16 protein-coding genes are annotated in these 19,206 nt (G+C 72.5%); 10 read left to right on the top strand and 6 right to left on the bottom strand.

What is annotated here, in order from left to right:
- Nucleotides 1-628 precede the first annotated feature (628 nt).
- The 4 genes from C466_RS05960 to C466_RS05945 all read right to left on the bottom strand — a co-directional run bounded on the left by C466_RS05960 (nt 629) and on the right by C466_RS05945 (nt 3,871).
- Entirely contained in the window at nt 629-1,486 is an 858-nt protein-coding gene (locus C466_RS05960; RefSeq protein WP_004596620.1) for a class I SAM-dependent methyltransferase, read from the bottom strand.
- A gap of 69 nt (nt 1,487-1,555) precedes the next feature.
- A complete protein-coding gene (locus C466_RS05955) occupies nt 1,556-2,014 on the bottom strand; it encodes a hypothetical protein (protein WP_004596618.1) in 459 nt (152 codons plus the stop codon).
- A gap of 94 nt (nt 2,015-2,108) precedes the next feature.
- Nucleotides 2,109-2,945 carry a deoxyribonuclease IV gene (locus C466_RS05950; RefSeq protein WP_004596617.1) on the bottom strand — a complete coding sequence of 279 codons (837 nt, stop codon included), beginning with the start codon at nt 2,943-2,945 and terminating at the stop codon, nt 2,109-2,111.
- Between the two features lie 74 nt (nt 2,946-3,019).
- The gene (locus tag C466_RS05945; protein WP_004596616.1) at nt 3,020-3,871 is read right to left on the bottom strand and encodes a lipoate--protein ligase family protein; all 852 of its coding nucleotides are present in this window, start codon (nt 3,869-3,871) and stop codon (nt 3,020-3,022) included.
- A gap of 146 nt (nt 3,872-4,017) precedes the next feature.
- Here C466_RS05945 and C466_RS05940 point away from each other — a divergent pair, with 146 nt between their 5' ends.
- The 9 genes from C466_RS05940 (at nt 4,018) to C466_RS05905 (ending at nt 13,201) form a co-directional block, all read left to right on the top strand.
- Nucleotides 4,018-4,932, top strand: coding sequence for a serine/threonine-protein kinase RIO2 (locus C466_RS05940; protein WP_004596615.1), 915 nt, complete (start codon nt 4,018-4,020; stop codon nt 4,930-4,932).
- A gap of 234 nt (nt 4,933-5,166) precedes the next feature.
- Nucleotides 5,167-6,423: an ABC transporter substrate-binding protein gene (locus tag C466_RS05935; RefSeq protein WP_004596614.1), complete on the top strand. Its 1,257-nt coding sequence runs from the start codon at nt 5,167-5,169 to the stop codon at nt 6,421-6,423.
- Nucleotides 6,420-7,424 (top strand): FAD-dependent oxidoreductase, encoded by a 1,005-nt coding sequence (locus C466_RS05930; RefSeq protein WP_004596613.1) that lies wholly within the window; start codon nt 6,420-6,422, stop codon nt 7,422-7,424. The genes C466_RS05935 and C466_RS05930 overlap by 4 nt, the downstream gene beginning before the upstream one ends.
- 34 nt (nt 7,425-7,458) lie before the next feature.
- Nucleotides 7,459-8,676 carry a FecCD family ABC transporter permease gene (locus C466_RS05925; RefSeq protein WP_004596610.1) on the top strand — a complete coding sequence of 406 codons (1,218 nt, stop codon included), beginning with the start codon at nt 7,459-7,461 and terminating at the stop codon, nt 8,674-8,676.
- Nucleotides 8,677-9,606, top strand: a complete 930-nt coding sequence (locus tag C466_RS05920; RefSeq protein ID WP_004596609.1) for an ABC transporter ATP-binding protein — start codon at nt 8,677-8,679, stop codon at nt 9,604-9,606. It begins immediately after the preceding gene.
- Nucleotides 9,607-9,696: 90 nt separating this feature from the next.
- Nucleotides 9,697-10,938, top strand: coding sequence for an ABC transporter substrate-binding protein (locus C466_RS05915; protein ID WP_004596608.1), 1,242 nt, complete (start codon nt 9,697-9,699; stop codon nt 10,936-10,938).
- Complete coding sequence (locus tag C466_RS16920; protein ID WP_004596607.1) at nt 10,939-11,115, top strand: hypothetical protein; 177 nt, start codon at nt 10,939-10,941, stop codon at nt 11,113-11,115.
- A 175-nt stretch (nt 11,116-11,290) separates the two neighbouring features.
- Nucleotides 11,291-12,121 (top strand): NAD(P)/FAD-dependent oxidoreductase, encoded by an 831-nt coding sequence (locus C466_RS05910; RefSeq protein ID WP_004596606.1) that lies wholly within the window; start codon nt 11,291-11,293, stop codon nt 12,119-12,121.
- Nucleotides 12,122-12,145: 24 nt separating this feature from the next.
- A complete protein-coding gene (locus C466_RS05905; protein WP_004596605.1) occupies nt 12,146-13,201 on the top strand; it encodes a DUF7551 domain-containing protein in 1,056 nt (351 codons plus the stop codon).
- Between the two features lie 150 nt (nt 13,202-13,351).
- Here the strand turns inward: C466_RS05905 and C466_RS05900 are convergent, their stop codons facing one another.
- Both C466_RS05900 and C466_RS05895 read right to left on the bottom strand, forming a co-directional pair.
- Nucleotides 13,352-14,413 (bottom strand): TrmB family transcriptional regulator, encoded by a 1,062-nt coding sequence (locus tag C466_RS05900; RefSeq protein WP_004596604.1) that lies wholly within the window; start codon nt 14,411-14,413, stop codon nt 13,352-13,354.
- Nucleotides 14,414-14,498: 85 nt separating this feature from the next.
- The gene (locus tag C466_RS05895) at nt 14,499-16,850 is read right to left on the bottom strand and encodes an alpha-amylase family glycosyl hydrolase (RefSeq protein WP_004596603.1); all 2,352 of its coding nucleotides are present in this window, start codon (nt 16,848-16,850) and stop codon (nt 14,499-14,501) included.
- Between the two features lie 104 nt (nt 16,851-16,954).
- Between C466_RS05895 and C466_RS05890 the strand changes: the two genes are divergently transcribed.
- Nucleotides 16,955-19,084, top strand: a complete 2,130-nt coding sequence (locus C466_RS05890; protein WP_004596601.1) for a glycoside hydrolase family 15 protein — start codon at nt 16,955-16,957, stop codon at nt 19,082-19,084.
- Nucleotides 19,085-19,206 lie beyond the last annotated feature (122 nt).

The raw sequence follows: 19,206 nt of genomic DNA, 5'->3' as shown, positions 1-19,206 counted from the left end.
CTGCGTGGACGGCCCTCGCGGTGCGTCGGGCCGTCCCCGCAAACCGACCACCGGACGACCGGTTCCACCGGTAGTCACCGACCGAGTACGCCGTCTCGTGAGTGGCAACGCTGTCGCGTCGGCGGCTGAGCGCCGCCGACAGCGACAGCTCCGGCTTCGAACAGCGCTGATCAGCCACTACCGACGACTCATTGTAACAGAATAGGTGACTCAGGTCAGGTTCGCTGACGATGCTTTGTGAGGTACTGAGGCTGGGGAGGCGTGAGGTGCGGTGTTGCGCGGAAGGGGGCGGGATTCAAAGGGGCAGCCGCGAGGGGACCGTAGGCGACGCCAAGCACCGCAGCGAAGGAGCGGAGTGACTGAGCGAGGAGCGCAGCGAGCGTACGGTCCCCTCGCGGCTGGGGCTTTGGCAGTGTTGGCCGCCGATCCACGGTCAACCAGTTATAAGCGAGCGGCTGGGGCTTTGGCAGTGTTGGCCGCCGATCCACGGTCAACCAGTTATAAGCGAGCGGCTGGGGCTTTGGCAGTGTTTGCCGCCGATCTGCCACCGTCCATTTATAAACTACACTCGGAACCTGTCCCTCCGACTTATAAATAATCACCTACCCGCTTCGATTCACGTCCTCTCTCACTCCACTCGTCCGACGGTCACGTCGAAGGGGACGTACTCGACGCGCTCGTACTCCTCGGCGCCGATGGCGTCGACGACTTCCCGGCCCATCTCCCGCCAGCGCCTGCGGAGGTCGTCGTAGGCCGCTTCGGAGGTCGCGGCCACCAACTCGTCGCGGTGGTCGGCCAGCCCAGCGCCGGAGGCCTTCCGCGCCGCCGACCGCAGCGCGGCCTCGGCGTACGGCGGCTCGGTCCGCTTCTCGTGGACGTAGCGCCGCGTCCGCACGTCGACCAGCCCGGCCGCGTCGAACGCCTCGCGCACGCGGTCGCCGAGCGCGACGTTCGTCTCCACCCCGTCGACGTACGCCTCGCGCGCCTCCCGCTCCAGCCGCTCCTCGGCGTCGACCGACGACGCCACCCGCACGTCGGCGTTGTCCGGCTCGACCGCGGCGACGAGGTCCTCCGAGACGCGGGCCAGTTCGCGCACCGCCGCGGTCGGGTCCGGGAGGTTGATCAGCAGGGCCTGACAGACCGAGAGGTCGACCGCGTCGTCGCCGACCGGCAGCCGGGTCGCGTCGCCCGCGAGGTAGTCGATCCGCGCGCCGGCGTCCGTCCCCCGCTCCGCGTCGCGGGCGACCGAGAGGAGCTCGGGGTCGGCGTCGACGCCGATCACGGTCGCGCCCGCTTCCGTCGCCCCTCCGTCTCCCACGGCCCCGTCCGCCTCCGCGGCCAGCACGCGAGTCAGTTCCCCGGTGCCGCAGCCGACGTCGAGGACGCGCTCGCGGCTCGCCAGCTCCAGGTCAGCGAGCGCGTCGCGGCCGTCCTCCCACATCCCGCGGCGGGTGTGTTCGAGGTACTCTGCGGAGAAGCGTCGCACGGGCCCGCTTCGCGGCGGGCGAAAATAAACGTCCGGAGATCGGTCGGGCTCGGTCTCGCCGCGCGTCCCTCACTCGTCGCTGTCGGCGCTCCCGAACCCCAGCACGTCGGCGGCGAGGACGGCGGTCACGCCGGCGCAGTAGCCGACGAACGCGCTGGTGACCCCGATCGCGGCGAAGCTCACCGTCACGTCGCCGATCGCCGGGTTCCCGCCGTTGACGCCGGGGACGCCGACGAGCGTCCCGAGGAGGACGAACCCCCCGAGGACGAGCGCCGGTACGACGCCGACGGCCAGACACGCCGGCCCGCCGCAGCGCGCGTACGCCCCGGCGGCCGCGAGGGGCCCGGGCGCGTAGAACACCAGCAGCGGCAGGAGCCGGTCGGTCAGCGCCGTCGCCGTCGTGGCGCCCACGGACTCGGCGACGAACGCGGCGACGAGCGCGAGCGCCACGACGCCGGCGAACCCGACCACCAGCCCGACCGCGCGGTCGCGGCGGCGTCCGAACAGCAACGCCTTCGTGGTGGGCATGTCCGTGGATCGCTCGCGGGATCACTTAAATCCGCGTCGGACGGACGGCGTCCTCGGCGGGAACAGAGACGGGGCCGCCGGGAACAAGCAGGCCTCAGTCGCGACGCAGCTCGCGCACCCGGTCGATGTTCCACGCGAAACTCTTCCCGTCCTCCGTCGGCGTCTCCAAGGCGAGCGGCACGTCCGTCAGGTCCGGGTGGTTGAGGAACCGCTCCATCCCCGCCTCGCCGATGTGCCCCTCACCGATGTGGGCGTGCTCGTCCTTGTTGGTGCCGCACTCGTGTTTCGAGTCGTTGAGGTGGACGTACTCCAAGTGCTCCAGCCCGACCACGTCGTCGAACTCCCCTATCGTCTGATCGACGGCTTCGGGCGTCGAGAGGTCGTAGCCCGCCGCGAACGCGTGGGCGGTGTCGACGCAGACGTCGATGTCCGTCTCCGTGCGGTCGATGATCCCCGCGAGGTGCTCGAACTCGCCGCCGAGCTTCGTCCCCGCGCCGGCGTCGCTCTCGATCAGGATCGTGACGCCGTCGGGCACGTCGAGGTCGTCGATCACCGACGCGGCGTTGTCGAGGCCGCCCTCGACGCCGGCACCCGTGTGCGCGCCGAGGTGGACGTTGACGTACGGAATCCCCAGCCTCTCGGCCGCGTCGACCTCCTTTTGCATCGAGTCGAGCGACTTCTCGCGGAGCCCCTCCTTCGGCGTACAGAGGTTCACGAGGTATGAGGTGTGGATCACCCACGGCCCCTCCATGTCGCGTTCGGTGCCCTCGCGGAAGCGCTCGGCCTCCCCGTCGTCGATGTTCGGGTCCTGCCACACCTGCGGCGAGTGGGTGAATATCTGCCCGCAGTTGCCGCCGACCTCGACCTGATTCGCCACGGCGTTGTCCACGCCGCCGGCGATGGAGACGTGCGCGCCGACCTTGAGACTCATAGCGGATACAGGGGGGCGGCCGAAAAAGCCCCTTCGGAACCGGGCAGACGCCCCGTGACACCCGCCGAAGCCGCCTACGCGCCGCCGCTTCCGGGTCGCGTCCGGATCCACTCCTCGTCCCGGTACTTCTCCGCGACGAGCTCCTCGGCCCGCTCCAGCTCCGCGTCGGTCCACGACCCGTCCGCCTCGACGGTCGCGTCCGGCGCCGCGCTCGCCCAGTCGGAAAGCGCCGCCTCGACGGGCGCGACCGCGTCGGGGCGGTCGACGTCGACCAGCTCGTCCATCCCGACGACGCGGTCGCGGAACGCCTCGGTCGTCACCGGCGGATCGGCGAACACGCCGAGATGGCGGTCCGCGTCGACCGAGAACGTCAGCGACCCGTGTTGGATCACCGCCTCCCGCTTGCGGTACTGCGCGTTGCCGGCGATCTTTCGGCGTCGATCGCCTTCGGGACCCTGCGCCACCACGTCGTGCGCCGGGTGGAGTTCCCGGAGGTAGCAGGCGGGGTGGTACAGCTCCGGCATCGGCTCGTCGACGTAGTCGGCGTCGACCCCGAGCCGGCCGAACGCGTCGAGGACGGGTTCACAGAGGAGGTGGTAGCAGTCGAGGAGTTCGCCCGGCACCGTCTCGGCGGGGACCGCGATCGAGTACGCGACGTCTCCGCGCATGTCGTGGTAGATTCCGCCGCCCCCCGTCTGTCGGCGGGTCACGTCGATCCCTTCGCGCTCGCAGAACGCCCAGTCCACCGTCTCCGGGTCCTGGTGGCGGCCGAGGGTGAGACAGCTCGGCTCCCAGCGGTAGGTGCGCAGGGTGGCCGGGCCGCCCGCCGCGGCGGTCTCGGCGGCGACCTCGTCGAGCGCCATTTGCATCGGGCCGGGGCGGGCCTCCTCGCGGATCAGCCGCCAGTCGACGGCGGGCGCGGTCATACCGTCCTCCTCGGGCGCCGCTCCGAAAGCGGTTGCGCTCGGCCCCGCGCCCGGCGCGAACCGGATTTGCTATCGCGGCATACACTATATCGGCCGCTCCCGCCGAACGCGCGTCCCTTTTAGGAATCGCCGGAGTAGGGGCGCGTATGGTGCGAAACGTCGCCGGCGACATGGCGGAGCTCGACCCCGAGGACTTCTACCTCCTCTCGGGCGTCGAGCAGGGGATGCGCTTCTCGGAGTGGGTCCGCCGCGACAAGCTCCCGGAGTACGCCGACCTCACGCGCGAGGAGGTCGACTACCGGATCGACCGGTGTCTCGACCGCGAGCTGATCGAGCGGAAGACGATCCAGTACGAGGGGTACCAGCTCACCTTCGAGGGGTACGACGCCTTGGCGCTCCGGACGTTCGCCGAGCGCGAGACCATCGACGGCGTGGGATCCCCCCTGGGACTCGGCAAGGAGGGCGACGTGTACGAGGCGCAGTCGTTCCGACCGCTCGCCCTGAAGTACCACCGCGAGGGGTACACCAACTTCCGCGAGGTGAACCGCGAGCGCGAGTACACCGCCGACCGCGACCACGTCTCGTGGCTCTACACCGCGCGCAAGGCGGCCGAACGCGAGTACGAGGCGATGGAGGAGCTGTACCCCGACGTGAGCGTCCCGCGACCGGTCGATCACAACCGGCACGCCATCGTGATGGAGAAGTTCGCGGGCGTCGAACTCTCGCGCGCGACACTCGACCCCGAGCAGGCGGTCGGCGTCCTCGACCTGATCCTGCGCGAGCTCGCGACGGCCTACGACCTCGGCTGGGTCCACGCCGACGCCTCCGAACACAACGTCGCGGTCGCCGAGAGCGGGATCACGATCTTCGACTGGCCGCAGGCGGTGTCCGTCGACCACGAGAACGCCCGGGAGTTCCTCGAACGCGACGTCGAGAACCTCATGCGATACTTCGCTCGGAAATATCCCCACGAGGTGCCTCGAGACGCCGAAACCGACGGAATCGCCGCCGCTATCGCCGACGGCTCGTTCGAGAGCGTTCGGGAGTTCGACGCCGAGTAAATCGTATAACGCGATACGAAATCTGTCCCCGCGGCGATTCAGAAATTCGCGCGCTCGTCGCCTGTCGCCCTCCGAGCGCGTTTCCGTCCCGCGTTGCGGCACCTTATCGCCTTGCCGGCCGGCCGACAGGTCTCCGTCGCGGGCCGCGCGCTCGGCCACCGCCAGCGGGCGCCGAGAATTTAGGGCCGCCTAAGCTTCGAAACTGCTATAAATCTTTAGGGTGGCCTAAACCGTATGGACCAAGACGCGGACCGACCCGTCGGCACGCGACGCGACGCGATCAGGTACGCCGGCGCCGTCGCCGGTGTGGGACTGCTCGCAGGGTGTAGCGGGCGGGAGGCGGCGCCGAGCGGGTCCGGGGACGGGCACGGATCGGCGGGCGGCGGTTCCGGCGGCGACTCGTCGGACGGGGACGCGAACGCGGACTCGTACACGGCCGCGATGGCGCCGGCCGGCGAGGTCTCCTTCGACGCGGTCCCGGAGGACGTCATGGTGTACAGCCTGCTGTACGCCGACTTGGCGGTGGCGCTCGGTCACGGCGACGCGGTCAACTCCCTCGGCTTCGACGCCGACGCGGGCGGGAACACGCTCGACGCCTACTACGCGGCCCTCGACGGCGTATCCTTCGATCGCGAGGGGCTCACGCAGCTCAACGCCGGCTCGGGCGGCGGCATCTCCGTCGACCGCGAGCTCCTCTACGAGCTCGACTCTGACCTCCACCTCGCGGACCCGGCCCTGTTCGCCTCCTTCGACGGCTGGGACGAGGACGACGTGACCGAGATCCGGGACAGGGTCGGACCGTGGTTCGGGAACGTCTACAGCCGTCGACACGCCGAGCCGCCCGAGCCGTACCGCGACCGGTACGAGTACTACGCCCTCCCCGAGATCGGCGAGCGGGTCGCCGCCGCGTTCCGCGAGGAGGAGCGGTTCGCCGCGCTCGACGCGGTCCGCGAGGACCTGGTCGAGACGATCCGGAGCGACCTCCCGCCGGAGTCGGAGCGCCCGACGATTGCCGCGCTCATCTACATGGACGGTACCTACTACCCCTCCCGGACCGACGAGCCGGGGTTCGCGAACGCGCACGTGCGCCCGTTCGAGGTCCCGGACGCCTTCGCCGCCGAAGAGGTCACCTACGAGACCGCCTACGACCACGAGCAGCTGCTGGAGGTCGACCCCGACGTAATCCTCCACCAGTACGGGATCGCCTCCTACTACGACGTGGGGGCGATCCGCGAGGAGCTGTCCGACCACCCGGTCGCCGGCGAGCTCGCGGCGATAGCGAACGACCGCTTCTACCCCTCCGGCGACCCGGTCCAGGGGCCGATCATGAACCTGTTCCAGCTGGAGATGACCGCGAAACAGCTGTTCCCCGACCGGTTCGGCGAGTGGCCGGGCTACGAGCACGGCGACGACTATCCCGAGATCCCCGCCGACGAGCGCCTGTTCGATCGCGACGAGGTCGCCTCGATCGTCGCCGGAGGAACGGAATGAGCGCCGCGGTCGATCGCGACGTGGTCGTGGTCGGGTGCGGGCCCGCCGGCTGCGCCGCCGCGGTGTTCGCCGCGCGCGACGGCCTTGACGTCGCCGTCTTCGACCGCGGCCGGTCGTCGCTCGCGCAGTGCGCGCACCTGGAGAACTACCCCGGGTTCCCGGCCGGTATCGACGCCGGGACGCTCTCCGAACTCATGCGCGAGCAGACCGAGCGGGCGGGCTGTGCGGTCGTTGAGGACCTCGTCGAGTCCGTCGAGCGCGCGGCGGGCGACGCGGACGACTCCGACAGTCCCGGCGACGATCCCGACGGACCGCAGTTCGTCGTCACCCCGCAGGCGGGCGAGCCGGTCACCGCTCGCCGGGTGATCGCGGCGACGCGCTACGACGGCGAGTACCTCCGCGGGCTCGACGACGACGACGCGATGTTCGAGGTCCACGACCACGGCGGCGAGAGGCACGAACACTTCGACCGGGAGTACGCCGACCGCGACGGGGCGACGCCCGTCGACGGGCTGTACGTCGCGTCCCCGTCGGACGCCGACCGCCAGGCGATCACGGCCGCGGGCCGTGGCGCGCGGGTCGGCAAGCGGGTCGTCGCCGACGCCCGGATCGACGACGGCTGGTGGCGCGAGGCGGCCGAGGGTGTCGACTGGGTCCGCCGCGAGGCCGAACTCGACGACGAGTGGGCCGACCGCGACCGCTGGGTCGAGTGGTTCGACGCGGAGCACGCCGACGGTCCGGTCGCCCCCGACTCGGAGCGGTTCGCGCGCGTCCGCGAGGCCGCGGTCGACGACCTGCTGGCGGCGTACGTCGACGCCGACGAGGAGCGGACCCGCGCCGCCGCCGGTCACCGGGCGCTCGCCGAACACCTCGACCCCGACGCGGTCGTGGAGGCGCACGGGGCCGACGCGCTGCTCGACGCGATGGACGACGAGGCGATCGCGGCGTACGCGGGCGACGGAGGGCCGGACGCACCGCAGGCCGACGGGGGATCCCGATGAGCGGCGAGCGACCGGCGACCGACGGGAGGCCCCGATGAGCGGCGAGCGACCGGCGACCGACGGGGGATCGGTGACCGGCGACGAGGGCCGGCGGATCGGCGGCGGGTCCGCCGCGCGTCGACCGGCCGAAGGGGGGCGACTCGGGTGGCTGTTCGAGCCGCGGCTGTTGGCCGTCGCCGCCGCGAGCCTCCTGCTGGTCGTCGTCGCGGGGCTCGTTCAGGTGAGCTTCGGGGCGTACTCGATGTCGGCCGGCCAGGCGTGGCGGGCCGTCCTCGACCCCGCCGTCCTGCTCGATCCGCGGTGGCTGCTCAACTTCCTCCTCGGTGAGGGGCTGATGCGGACCGTCACTGGGTTTCAGGGAGAGCTGCCCGAGCTCGCACACGAGACGCTCATCGTCTGGAACATCCGCCTGCCGCGGGTGCTCGTCGCCGTCGTCGTCGGGATGAACCTCGCGGTTTCGGGGGCCATCTTCCAGGCGGTGACGCGGAACGAACTCGCCAGTCCGTTCATCCTCGGGGTCTCCTCCGGCGCGGGGCTGACCATCCTGCTCACGCTCGTCGTGTTCGGCGGGCTCTCGGCGTTCCTCCCGCTGATCGCGGCGCTGGGCGGATCGGTCGCGTTCCTGATCGTCTACGCTATCGCGTGGAAGAACGGGACGAGCCCGGTCCGACTCGTGCTCGCGGGCGTGATCGTCGGCACCGTCTTCAACAGCCTCCAGACGGGGCTGTTCTTCTTCGCGGACGACATCGGCGTCGTCCAGTCGGCGATCCAGTGGACGACCGGGTCGCTGACCGGGACCGACTGGGAGCAGGTCCGGACCGCGCTCCCGTGGACCCTCGTGGCGGTGGTGCTGTCGCTCGCGGGGTCGCGGCAGCTGAACCTCCTCCTCCTCGGCGAGCAGACGGCGAAGTCGCTGGGGATGTCGATAGAGCGGGTGCGGTTCGGGCTCTCCGGCGTCGCCGTGCTGGCGGCGGCCGCCAGCATCGCGGTGGCGGGGATCGTGAGCTTCGTGGGGCTCATCGTCCCGCACGTCGTCCGGAACCTCGTCGGCAGCGACTACAAGCGGGTGATCGTCGGCTGCCTGTTCGTCGGTCCGGCGCTGATGGTCGGCGCCGACGTCGGGGCGCGCCTCGGGATGAGCGTGCTCACGGGCGCCGACGCGCAGATCCCGGTGGGGATCGTCACCGGGCTGGTCGGCGGGCCGTACTTCCTGTACCTGATGCGGCGACAGCAGAACATGGGTGACCTCTGAATGACCATTTTCGGCGCGAACGCGACCGAGTCGGAGGAACAGAGCGGCGCGACCGAACCGAACGGCGCGGCGGAACCGACCGGGGGGAACGGGCCGCGCGGCGCGGCCGAACCGAGCGGCGCGGGCGGGGCGACCGACGCGAGCGACCTCGACGCCGAGGACCTCGTGTTGGGCTACCCGACGGCCCCCGAGCCGGTGATCGACGGCGAGTCGATCGCGGCCGAGCCGGGCGCGGTGACCGCGCTCGTCGGGCCGAACGGGTCCGGGAAGAGCACCCTCCTGAAGGGGCTCGCCGACCAGATCGAACCCGACGACGGCTCGGTCCTGCTCGACGGGCGCGACGTCCGCTCGCTGGACACGAAGGCGCTCGCGAAGCAGCTCGGCCTGCTCTCGCAGGAGAGCACCTCGCCGGACAGCATCACCGTCGAGGACCTCGTGTACCACGGCCGCTACCCGCACCGCGGGTTCTTCGAGCGGACGACCGCCGAGGACGCCCGGGCGGTCGAGCGCGCGATCGACTTGGCGGGCTGCGGCCACCTTCGCGACCGCGAGGTCGGGAGCCTCAGCGGCGGACAGAAGCAGCTGGCGTGGATCGCGATGGTACTCGCGCAGGACACCGACGTGCTCCTGCTCGACGAGCCGACGACGTTCCTCGATTTACACCATCAGATGGAGGTGATGGAGATCATCGAAACGCTGCGCGACGAGAGCGACGTCACCGTCGTCGTCGTCCTCCACGACATCGAGCAGGCCGCGCGGCTCGCCGACCGCGTGGTCGCGCTCGCGGACGGCGAGATACGGGCCAGCGGCCCGCCCGAGGCGGTCGTCACCGAGGAGCTGCTCTCCGACGTGTTCCGCGTCGACGCCGAGGTCGTGGACACCGACCGCGGCCCGCGAGTGACGCCGATCCGCGCGCGTCACGAGGAGTAGTCGACGGGCCTGCGGGGACCGGCGTTCCACTCGGGTTTAGGGCTGCCTAAAGATCGGAACGGTTAACTTATTTTAGGCGGACCTAAAAATATGCCCAGAGAGGACGCGGCACCCGGGGTATCGACCCGCAGAGCGTTCGCGAAGTACGGCGGCACCGTCGCCCTCGGCGGTCTGCTCGCCGGATGTACCGGCGGCGACGCGGAGTCCGATCCGGCCGGCGGCGACGGCGGCGACAACGGATCGGCGGGCGGCGAGTCCGGCGGTTCGGACGGCTCCTCGACCGACGCCGGCGACGGGAGCTACACCGCGTCCATCTCGCCGACCGGCGAGGTGACGTTCGAGTCGCCGCCGGAGACGGTGTTCACCCGTCTCACCCACCACGCAGACATGGCGTTCGCGCTGGGGCGGAGCGACGGGCTCACCGCGATGCACGCACCGGACTACTACGACGGCCTCTGGAACCAGTTCGTCGCGCGCCTCCCCGGCGTCTCCCTCGACTGGTCCGGGCTCTACTCCTCGTGGCAGCCGGACAAGGAGAAGCTGTACGAACTAAACAGCGACGTCCACCTCGCCGACCCGGCGTGGATCACCCGGCAGGACGCGTGGAGCCGCGAGGACATCGACGAGATCGCCGAGCGCGTCTCGCCGTGGTTCGGCAACTCGCTCTCCGACCGGCATCAGGAGCCGACGGGCGAGTGGGCCGACGGCTACCAGTACTACGGCCTCTGGGAGCAGTTCGAGATCGTCGCCGACGCGTTCCGGGAGCGCGAGCGCTACGAGGCGCTCGCGGCTGTCCGCGAGGACCTCCTCGCGACGATCGACGAGCGGCTTCCGCCGGAGGAAGAGCGCCCGACCGCGATCATGGTCGCGGCCGCCGACATCGAGGAGATCTACGCGTACACGCTGAGCAACCCCGGGTTCCTCACGTCGCACACGCGCCCGCTCGGGCCGCGCGACGCCTTCGAGGGGAGCATCGAGTCCGGCACAGTCGTCGACTTCGAGACGATACTGGAGGCGGACCCCGACGTCATCCTCTACCTCGGCGGCTTCGAGCCGGGAACCGACATGGGCGGCCGGCGGACCGCCTTCGAGGAGGACCCCGTCGGCTCGGAGGTCACCGCGGTGAAGAACGACCGGATCCACCCGCAGGGCGCCCGGTATCAGGGACCGATCCTCAACCTGTTCCAGCTGGAGATGACCGCGAAGCAGCTCTACCCCGACGCGTTCGGCGAGTGGCCGCGCTACGAGGAGGGCCCGTACCCGGAGATCCCGGCGGACGAGCGGCTGTTCGACCGGCAGCGCGTCGCCGACGTCATCAACGGGGACCTGTAGATGCGCGCCCGCGAGTGGGCCGTCGCGGCGACCTACGGCGACCCGACGGACTACGACGTCCCGGCGCTGCCGACCTGGCGCGTCGAGCGCGGGGATGGCGGCGAGGTCGCGTTCGCAGCGACCGACCGCGACGAGCCCTTCATCGCCGCGGACCGGCCGGTTCGGGTGCGCCGGTGACCGGGGGAGCGTCGAGCGCTCCGGCGCGGCCGACCGACGCCGCCGACCGCTCGGATCGCTTCCCTGACGCGCCCCGCGACCGAAGGCCGTATCTCGTCGCGGCCGCGTCGAGGGGTATGGATTCGAACCACGATCGGACCGGCGACGCCTCCGGACGGAGACGGGTGATCGACGGATGACGGCGGACGCGACCGACCCAGCCGAGGGCCCGAACGCCTCGACCGACGACCGGCCGGCCGCGCGCGACGTGGTGGTCGTCGGCGGCGGGGTCGCCGGCCTCTCGGCGGCCGTCTACACCGCCCGGCAGGGCCTCGACACGCTCGTCGTCGACCCCGGCGGCTCGGTCCTCCGGCGCAACGCGCGCCTGGAGAACTTCCCCGGCTTCCCGCTCGGCGTCGACGCGCGTCGACTGCTCGACCTGCTGGGCGAGCAGGCGGAGACCGCCGGCGCGGACCGCCTCGACGCCCGCGTGACGCGGGTCTCGCTCGCTCACGAGGGCTCCGACGCGGCCGACGCGGACGCCGGCGACGCGGAAGCAAACGCGCGTTTCGCCGTGACCACCGACGAGGGCGACCGGATCCGGGCGCGGCACGTCGTCGCCGCGACGAAGAACGAGGTGGGCTACCTGGAGGGGCTCGACGGCGTCGCGATCGTCGACCGCGGAAAGGCGTACGTCGACGCAGACGAGCGCGGCCGGACCGGGGTCGACGGGCTGTACGCGGCGGGGCGGATCGCCCGAAAGACCCATCAGGCGGCGGTGTGCGCGGGTCACGGCGCCGAGGTCGCGGTGACGCTCCTCGAGGAAGCGGAGACCCCGTTCTACCACGACTGGGTCGCGCCCGAGGGGTACTTCACCGACCGCGACCGCGACGTGCCGCCGGGCTGCGAGGAGATCGCCGCCGCCGAGCGCGAGGCGCGGGAGTCGGCCGCGCTCGACGCGACCCGCGACCGGTTCGCCGAGCCGCACCCCGATCCGCAGGAGACGCACCCGAGCCTGGAGGACTGACCGCACGCGACCACCCACCCAACCGTGATCGGAACCACGCTACTCGACATCGCGGACCACATCGAATCGCTCGCGGGCGAGGACGGCGAGTTCTCGCTCGTCTGCGCCCGGTACGGCGACCGGCCGGTCCCGGCCGCGGGGCTGCGCTTCGAGGGCCGCGAGACCGCTCGCGCGGCGGCCCGGGCGACCGAGCAGTACCGCGACACGCTCCGTCGGTACGACCCCGAACTCCCCTTCTACGACGTGATCGTCAGACAGGAGTTCGCGGAGCCGCCGTCGCGGTCGACGGGGCGGGACGACGGGGTACGGGCGCCTGCCCCCGACGATCCCGAGACGTTCGCCCCCGACGACGGCGAGGAGCCGCCCGACGAGCTGTCGGATCGGGTCGTCGACGGCACCGCCCACCCCCGGGCCGGCGGCGACGAGGGGTCGACGGACCGCCGACCCGCGGACAAAGGCGGGGGGCGCGGCCGGGCCCGCGACCGCGTCGAGTTCTGTCACGCGGCGGCCGCGGCGACGTTCGAGGCGCTCTCCGCCGGGGGCCACGACCGCGCCGAGTCGGCGGTCATGGACGCGTACTTCTCGCACGCCGAGCGCGTCTCCGACCCCGACGACCTCTGTCTCTGTCTGCTCGAGGCGACGGCGGCCGCGCTCGACCGACACCTCGGCCCGACGGCGCAGGCGGCGGTGTTGGCCGACGCCGCCGAGCGCCTCCCCGACCCGCCGGAGCCGTCCGCGGCCGATCCGGTCGGCGCGGCGTTCGACCGCCTCGCGGCCGTTGGCCTCGTCGAGGGCTACGAGCGCGCGGGCGACGCGGGACCGGCCTCGGAAGCCGGGGGGCCCGACGACGCGACGGTGCGGATCAGCGGGTACGCGCTGTCGCCCACGGACGGGCGGGTCGCGACGCTCCCGGCCGCGCTGGAGGTGTGCCGCCGGGATCCGCGGGGCCGCATCGCCGGGACCGCCCTCCTCGCGGGGGCCGGCGACTCGGCCGGCTCGGACTGGTGGGTCAGGGTCGACCCGCAGGCCCCCTCCCTCGACGGCGGTCCGTCGACCGCGTCGGTTCCCGCGGGGAACTGACCGCCGGCTTGGCGACGCGCCGACCGCCGGCTTGGCGACGCGCCGACCGCCGCCGATCCGGATCTCCGTGCCCGGGCTTCTCGCGCCCCGGCGCTTGCGTCTCAGCCTCCTACGGTCCGGCTTCCCGTGTCCCGGCGTCCGCGTCGCCGCCTACTCCTCGTCGGGCTCGATCCGCACGAGGTCGGCCTCGACGTCCTCGACGAACGCGCCCTGCCCCCCGACGGTGACCTCGCCGTCGTCGGTCTCGACGACGAGCGAGTGCTCGACCGGGAACTCGTTGTTCGTCGGCTCTACCATCCCCTGTTTCGTCTCGACGACGCGGCCGACGACCTCGGCCGGCTCGTCGTCGTCGGTCCACCGGCCGCCGACGGTCACCCGCGGCGGGTCGCCGGCGCGGAGCCGCAGCGTCGCCTGGAGGACGGTGTGCCTGAAGTCGGTGTACTCGGCCGGGAGCGGCGCCGGGTCGGCGACGGCGAGCTCGCTCGCGGCGGGCCAGTAGTTCCCGAGGAAGGAGCCGACGATCACCGGCGCGAGCTGCTCCTGCGCGAAGGCGATGGCCTGCCGGTCAGTCGTCGACCGGCGGAGGAGCTCCGGCGGGGAGACGACGCCGGCCGCGGAGTCGACCGTGAGCAGGGTCGGCATCGCCTCGCCCCACGTCCGGACGACGTTCGCGACGCCCGCCAGCCCGGGGTCGTCCGCGTCGAGGTCCGCGGCCGCGTCGGAGACCACGAGGAGGACGAGGACGCCGCGGTCGACCGCGTCGACGAGCGCCTCCCGCACCTCGGGGAGCTGCTTCGCGGTGATCGACAGCGCCACCTCGCTTTCGGCGTCCGCGAGCAGCGAGCGGATCCGCTTGATCACGGTGGCCCGCGACTTGATTACCTCGAACTGCTCGGCCTGGCGCTCCACGCGGGAGTACCGCTCCGCCAGCCCGGGCCGCATCGCGTCCACGTCGGACCGGAGCCGGTCTATCACCTCGTCCGGCGGGTTCGCGCGGATCGTCGTCGGCACGACGTGGTCGTTCACCTCGACGAAGCCGCGCTCCGCCAGCGACTCGCTCACGCTGTAGACGTACCGCTTCGAGACGCCCGCCGCGTCGGCGACGGTGCTCGCCTTCGCCTCGCCGTGTTCCAGCAGACTGAGATAGGTGTCGACCTCCTTGTCCGAGAGCCCGAACCGACGGAGGAGGTCTGTCAGCGTCCGGTCGTCCATACGAACGCCTCTTCCGAGCGACACTTATAAGAGTCGGTCCGGGGCGGCTTCGCCGCTCGGCGGCCGACCGCCGGCGGCCGACCGGTCAGCGGAGGACGGCGACCGCGTCGACCGCGACCCGAGCCTCGCCGTCGCCGTCGCGTTCCGTCGCGCTCCCGTCCCCGAACAGGTCCGCCTCGACCTCCTCGGGCACGGCGACCGTCGCCGGCTCTTCGGCGAAGTTGACGACGACGAGCAGGGGATCGCCGTCCGCGGCGCCGACCCCGCCGTCGACCTCGCCTTCCTCCGGCGGCGTCCGCTCGTAGGCGGTCACGCGCTCGGCGTCGCCCTCAACGACGCGCACGTCCGCCGCGCGGCCGTCGAAGTCGATCGCGCCCGTCCGCAGGACCGGTTCGGCCGCGCGCAGCGCGGCCAGTTCGCGGTGGAACTCGGTGAGGGCGTTGTCGCCGTCGTGCCACCGGATCGGGCCCCGGTACGTCTCGTTGCCGCGCTCCTGCCCGGCGTAGATCATCGGCGCGCCCGGCAGCGTGAACGTCACGGCCGCGGCCGCGCGGAGCGCGTCTCGGCCGTACTCGGCGAGGTACCGGTCCTCGTCGTGGTTCTCGACGTAGCGCATCTGGGAAGCGGGGTCGTCGAAGCCGAGCCACTCGCCGCGCGCGAGCGCGGTCTCGATCGCGTCCGCCGGTTCGTCGCCGGCGCCGATCGCGCGGAGCGCCTCGTACAGCGAGGTGTCGTAGTGGCGGTGGAACTCTCTCTCGCCGTAGAACGGGTCGTGTGGGAGGGTCTCGTCGAGGAGGAGCACGTCCTCGGGGACGCGGTCGGCGACCTCCTTCCAGAAGCCGTGCGGGACGCCCCACGCCACGTCGGCGCGGAAGCCGTCGACGACGCCGGCCCACTCGTCGATCACGTCGAGCAGCCACTCGCGGACCGTCGGGCTGTCGTAGTTGAGGTTCGGGATGCGGCCCCACTCGAAGTAGTAGTCGGGCGCCGCGCCCCCGTCGAGTTCGGCCCAGTCGATCCCGGTCACGTCGGCGGCCGCGTCGGTCCGGCGGTAGTGGTCGGCGTACGCGTCGACGCCGGCCGAGTGGAGCTGGAAGGCGGGGTGGTCGCGAGAGGTGTGGTTGATCACGAGATCGAAGACGACGCGGATCCCGGCGTCGTGGCAGGCGTCGACGAGCGACGCGAACGCCTCGCGGGAGCCGAGATCGCTCGCGGTGTCGTAGTAGTCGGTGACGTGGTAGCCGTGCTCCGTCGGTGAGGCGAGGACGGGGGTGAGCCAGAGGGCGTCGACCCCGAGGTGTTCCAGGTACTCGACCCGACGCTCGATCTCCGCGAACGTCGTCGGCAGCGTGTCGCCCGCGAACGACCGCACGAACACCTCGTAGATCGTCGGCGACTCCGCCCACTCGGGCGTCGGGTTCGGGTCGGTGACCGCGACCGACCCGCCGACGTCGCCGCTCGATACCTCCGCGTCGCTCCCCCCGCCCTCCCCCGTCTCGATCCGCACCGTCTCCGCGGCCCCGTACCGCTCGCCGTGCGGGACCGCGCGGACCCGGACCGAGTCGGGGAGCTCGTCGAGCGGGACCGTGAGCGTCCGGCCGTCCGCGCGCGACTCGATCGCCGCGACCGTCTCCGGGTCGGCGTCCCGGTCGTCGACGAGGAACGTCGCGTCGAGCGCGTCCGGGTCGCCGCCGCGCTCGACGTCGTCGATCGCCGGCGCGGGGTCGACCACGGCCGTCAGGCGGAGCCGGTCGCCCTCCGCCGGGTCGTCGGGTTCATCGGCCTCGACGACGGTCGCGTCCAGCGAGAGCCGCGGTCGGCCCGGGCCCGGCACCTCACACTCCCCGTGGTACGCCGCCGAGCGGTCGCCGTCGGGGACGAAGCCGAAGCCGTGGCTGCCCGGCGGGACGCGCACCGACGCGACCCACTCGTCGCCGTCGCGCTCGGCCCGGTCGAGGGCGAGCCGGTTCTCGTTGTGGGGCCACAGGAGGGAGACGCGGTCGACCTCGCCGTCCTCGACGGAGAGGTCGTCGACCGGCACGCGGATCTCCGCCTCGCGGCGCTCGTCGGGGAAGACGCGCACGCGCTGGCGGTGGGTCCCGTCCGGCGCGTCGAGCGCGAGGACGTAGGTCCCGGGCGCGTCCGGATCGAGGTGGACGACGGGGTCGTCGTCGCGGCTCGTCTCGCTCGCGCGCAGCACCGCCGTCGAATCGGCGGGAGCGGCCGCGTCCGTCGCCGAGCTATCCGAACCGGCCGCGGTCGCCGAGCTCGGTGGACCGGTCGCGTTCGGGTCCGGACCGTCTCCGGGAGAGAGGTCGCTCTCGGCGGGCGCGTCGCGGGCGGTCCAGCGGTAGGTCCCGTCGGGGTCGGGTGACCGCGGCGCCAGCTCGACGGGCTCGCCGACGCTCGTCGTTCGCGGGGGGCCGGGTTCGTGCACGCCCCGCCTCTCGTCGCGCCGCGGTTTGAGGGTTTCCGTTCGCCAAACGAGTGAACAATAATTACACCAAAGGTTCATGTCGCCCGGTGGCGTGTGTTCGCGTAATGCAGCTCCGCGACGCGCTCGATGACTACAAGCGCCACGCCGGTGACGGGACGCGCTTCCCCGGCGAGCGGCGCACCGTCTCCGGTCGGTTTTCGGGCGGCGACGGCCGGCTCGTCCACGTCGGCGACGACGGCGAACTCCGCGACTTCGGCTACCCGCTCACCGGCCGGACCGGACTCGTCAGGTCCCGGATCGGGCTCGCCGTCGGCGACGAGGTCGCGTGGCTCGACGAGGCCGAGACAACCCAGCGGTACGTCGGCGACACCGCGCTGGTCGAGACGGTCCACGAGACGCCGCGCGCGACGGTGACGCGCCACGACGTCACGCTCGGCGACGCGCACCTCACCCGGGCGTCGGTCGAGTTCGGCGAGGAAGCGTCGGGCGGGGACGGCACCACCGGCGGCGACGCCGCCGGCCCTGAGGACGCCTCGCTCGTCGTCTACGCCCGCTTCGCGCCCGACGGCCGCGACGACCGGGTTGGGCAGCTCCGCTACGACGACGCCGTCGAGGTGTACCACGCCGACGAGCACGACTTCCTCGCGAGCGCGACCGGCTTCGCCGACCTCCGCGGCCAGCTCCCCGCGACGTTCCCGGAACTGCTCGCCGACGACCCGACCGACCTCCCGCGCGACCGCGACGGCGACCGGTACGAGGAGGAGCGCCTCTCCGGCGAGGTGATCGCCGACGTGCCGTTCGCGGACGGCGTCGCGACCGTCGCCACGCTCCTGACGGACCGCGCGGAGACCGACCGCGAGGCGGCCCGCGAGCGGCTCGACGAGCTCTTCGCCGACCTCGACAGCGTCGACGCGCTCGCGGACGCGGCCGCTGACTCGCTCCCCGCGGTCCCCGAGTCCGCGCCCGCCCGCGACTCCGTGGTCGCCGACCTGCGCGTCCTCTCGCTGCTCTCCTCTCCCTCCGGACTCCGGATCGCGGGGCCGGACTTCGACCCCTACTACGAGCACTCCGGCGGCTACGGCTACACGTGGTTCCGCGACGACGCGGAGATCTCCGGGTTCCTCCTCGGCGCGGCCGACGCGGTCGGCGTCGACCTCGACGACTGGCACGCCCGCTCCGCCCGGATGTACGTCGCCACGCAGCGCCCCGACGGCTCCTGGCCTCACCGGGTGTGGCCGCGCGACGGCGCGCTCGCACCCGGGTGGGCGAACGCCCGCATCGAGGACGGGCCGGACGTCGACTACCAGGCCGACCAGACCGGCAGCGTCGTCGCGTACCTCGCGCGGGCCCGCGCCGCCGGCGTTGACGTCGACGGGCTGGACGCGACCCTCGTCGCCGCGCTCGCGGGGCTCGACCGGACGCTCGAACCGGACGGCCGCCCGGTCGTCTGTCAGAACGCGTGGGAGGACTCGGCGGGGCGGTTCACGCACACCGCCGCGACGTTCCTGGAGGCGTACAGCGAGCTCGGCCGCCGCGGCGAGGGGCTCGCCGTCGACGCGCTCGACGACCCCGACGCCGTGCCCGGCGCCGACGCGCTCCCCGAGGACCTCGTCGCGCACGCCCGCGACCGGGCCCGCGAGGTGTACGACGCGCTCGACGACCTCTGGGTGCCCGAGCGCGGCTGTTACGCGGTCCGCGAGACGCTCGACGGCGGGATCGACGACCGGCTCGACTCCGCGACGCTGGCGCTCGCGGCCGCGCACCGCTCGTACGACGCGGTCGGCCCGGTCGACGACGAGCGCCTCGACCGGCTGGTCTCGCACGTCGAGACGGTCGTCGACGGGCTCTCCCACGAGACCGACGACATCGCCGGGCTGATCCGCTACGAGGGCGACGGCTGGCGACGGGCGGACCAGCTCTCCGAGAAGGTGTGGACCGTCTCGACCGCGTGGGGCGCGAACGCCTGCGCGGAGCTCGCGGCCCTGCTCGCGGCGCACGACGACCCGCGCGCCGCCGAGATGGTCGAACGCGCCCGCGACCTGCTCTCGCACGTCTCGCCCGGCGGCTCCCTCTGCGAGCCGACGACGTACCTCCCCGAGCAGTTCTTCGACGACGGGACGCCCGACAGCGCGACCCCGCTCGGCTGGCCGCACGCGATCCGGCTTGCGACGGTCGCGCTGCTCGACGACGAACTCCCGCAGTTCGCCGACCGCGCCGCCGCGGACGACGACTGACCGGACCTCTGCGACTATTTATAAATGACCAGTGTGGTCGGCGCGTGCCGGTGAGCGGCCGTCAGGCCGCGAACCGCACGCGCGAGGGACGCGGCGACCGAAGCGAAGCGGAGGGAGCCGCG

The organism is Halorubrum distributum JCM 10118 (assembly GCF_000337335.1).
Taxonomy (GTDB): domain Archaea; phylum Halobacteriota; class Halobacteria; order Halobacteriales; family Haloferacaceae; genus Halorubrum; species Halorubrum distributum.
Note: the sequence above shows the minus strand (reverse complement) of the source record. Positions and strands in the feature narration are given on the sequence as shown.

Bases quoted from the DNA above. Each gene is read 5' to 3' on its own strand.
- C466_RS05940 (WP_004596615.1), top strand. From the start codon at position 4,018: ATGGTGCGAAACGTCGCCGGCGACATGGCGGAGCTCGACCCCGAGGAC.
- C466_RS16920 (WP_004596607.1), top strand. From the start codon at position 10,939: ATGCGCGCCCGCGAGTGGGCCGTCGCGGCGACCTACGGCGACCCGACG.
- C466_RS05950 (WP_004596617.1), bottom strand. From the start codon at position 2,945: ATGAGTCTCAAGGTCGGCGCGCACGTCTCCATCGCCGGCGGCGTGGAC.
- C466_RS05955 (WP_004596618.1), bottom strand. From the start codon at position 2,014: ATGCCCACCACGAAGGCGTTGCTGTTCGGACGCCGCCGCGACCGCGCG.
- C466_RS05925 (WP_004596610.1), top strand. From the start codon at position 7,459: ATGAGCGGCGAGCGACCGGCGACCGACGGGGGATCGGTGACCGGCGAC.
- C466_RS05890 (WP_004596601.1), top strand. From the start codon at position 16,955: ATGCAGCTCCGCGACGCGCTCGATGACTACAAGCGCCACGCCGGTGAC.
- C466_RS05935 (WP_004596614.1), top strand. From the start codon at position 5,167: ATGGACCAAGACGCGGACCGACCCGTCGGCACGCGACGCGACGCGATC.
- C466_RS05920 (WP_004596609.1), top strand. From the start codon at position 8,677: ATGACCATTTTCGGCGCGAACGCGACCGAGTCGGAGGAACAGAGCGGC.
- C466_RS05945 (WP_004596616.1), bottom strand. From the start codon at position 3,871: ATGACCGCGCCCGCCGTCGACTGGCGGCTGATCCGCGAGGAGGCCCGC.
- C466_RS05930 (WP_004596613.1), top strand. From the start codon at position 6,420: ATGAGCGCCGCGGTCGATCGCGACGTGGTCGTGGTCGGGTGCGGGCCC.
- C466_RS05915 (WP_004596608.1), top strand. From the start codon at position 9,697: ATGCCCAGAGAGGACGCGGCACCCGGGGTATCGACCCGCAGAGCGTTC.
- C466_RS05910 (WP_004596606.1), top strand. From the start codon at position 11,291: ATGACGGCGGACGCGACCGACCCAGCCGAGGGCCCGAACGCCTCGACC.
- C466_RS05900 (WP_004596604.1), bottom strand. From the start codon at position 14,413: ATGGACGACCGGACGCTGACAGACCTCCTCCGTCGGTTCGGGCTCTCG.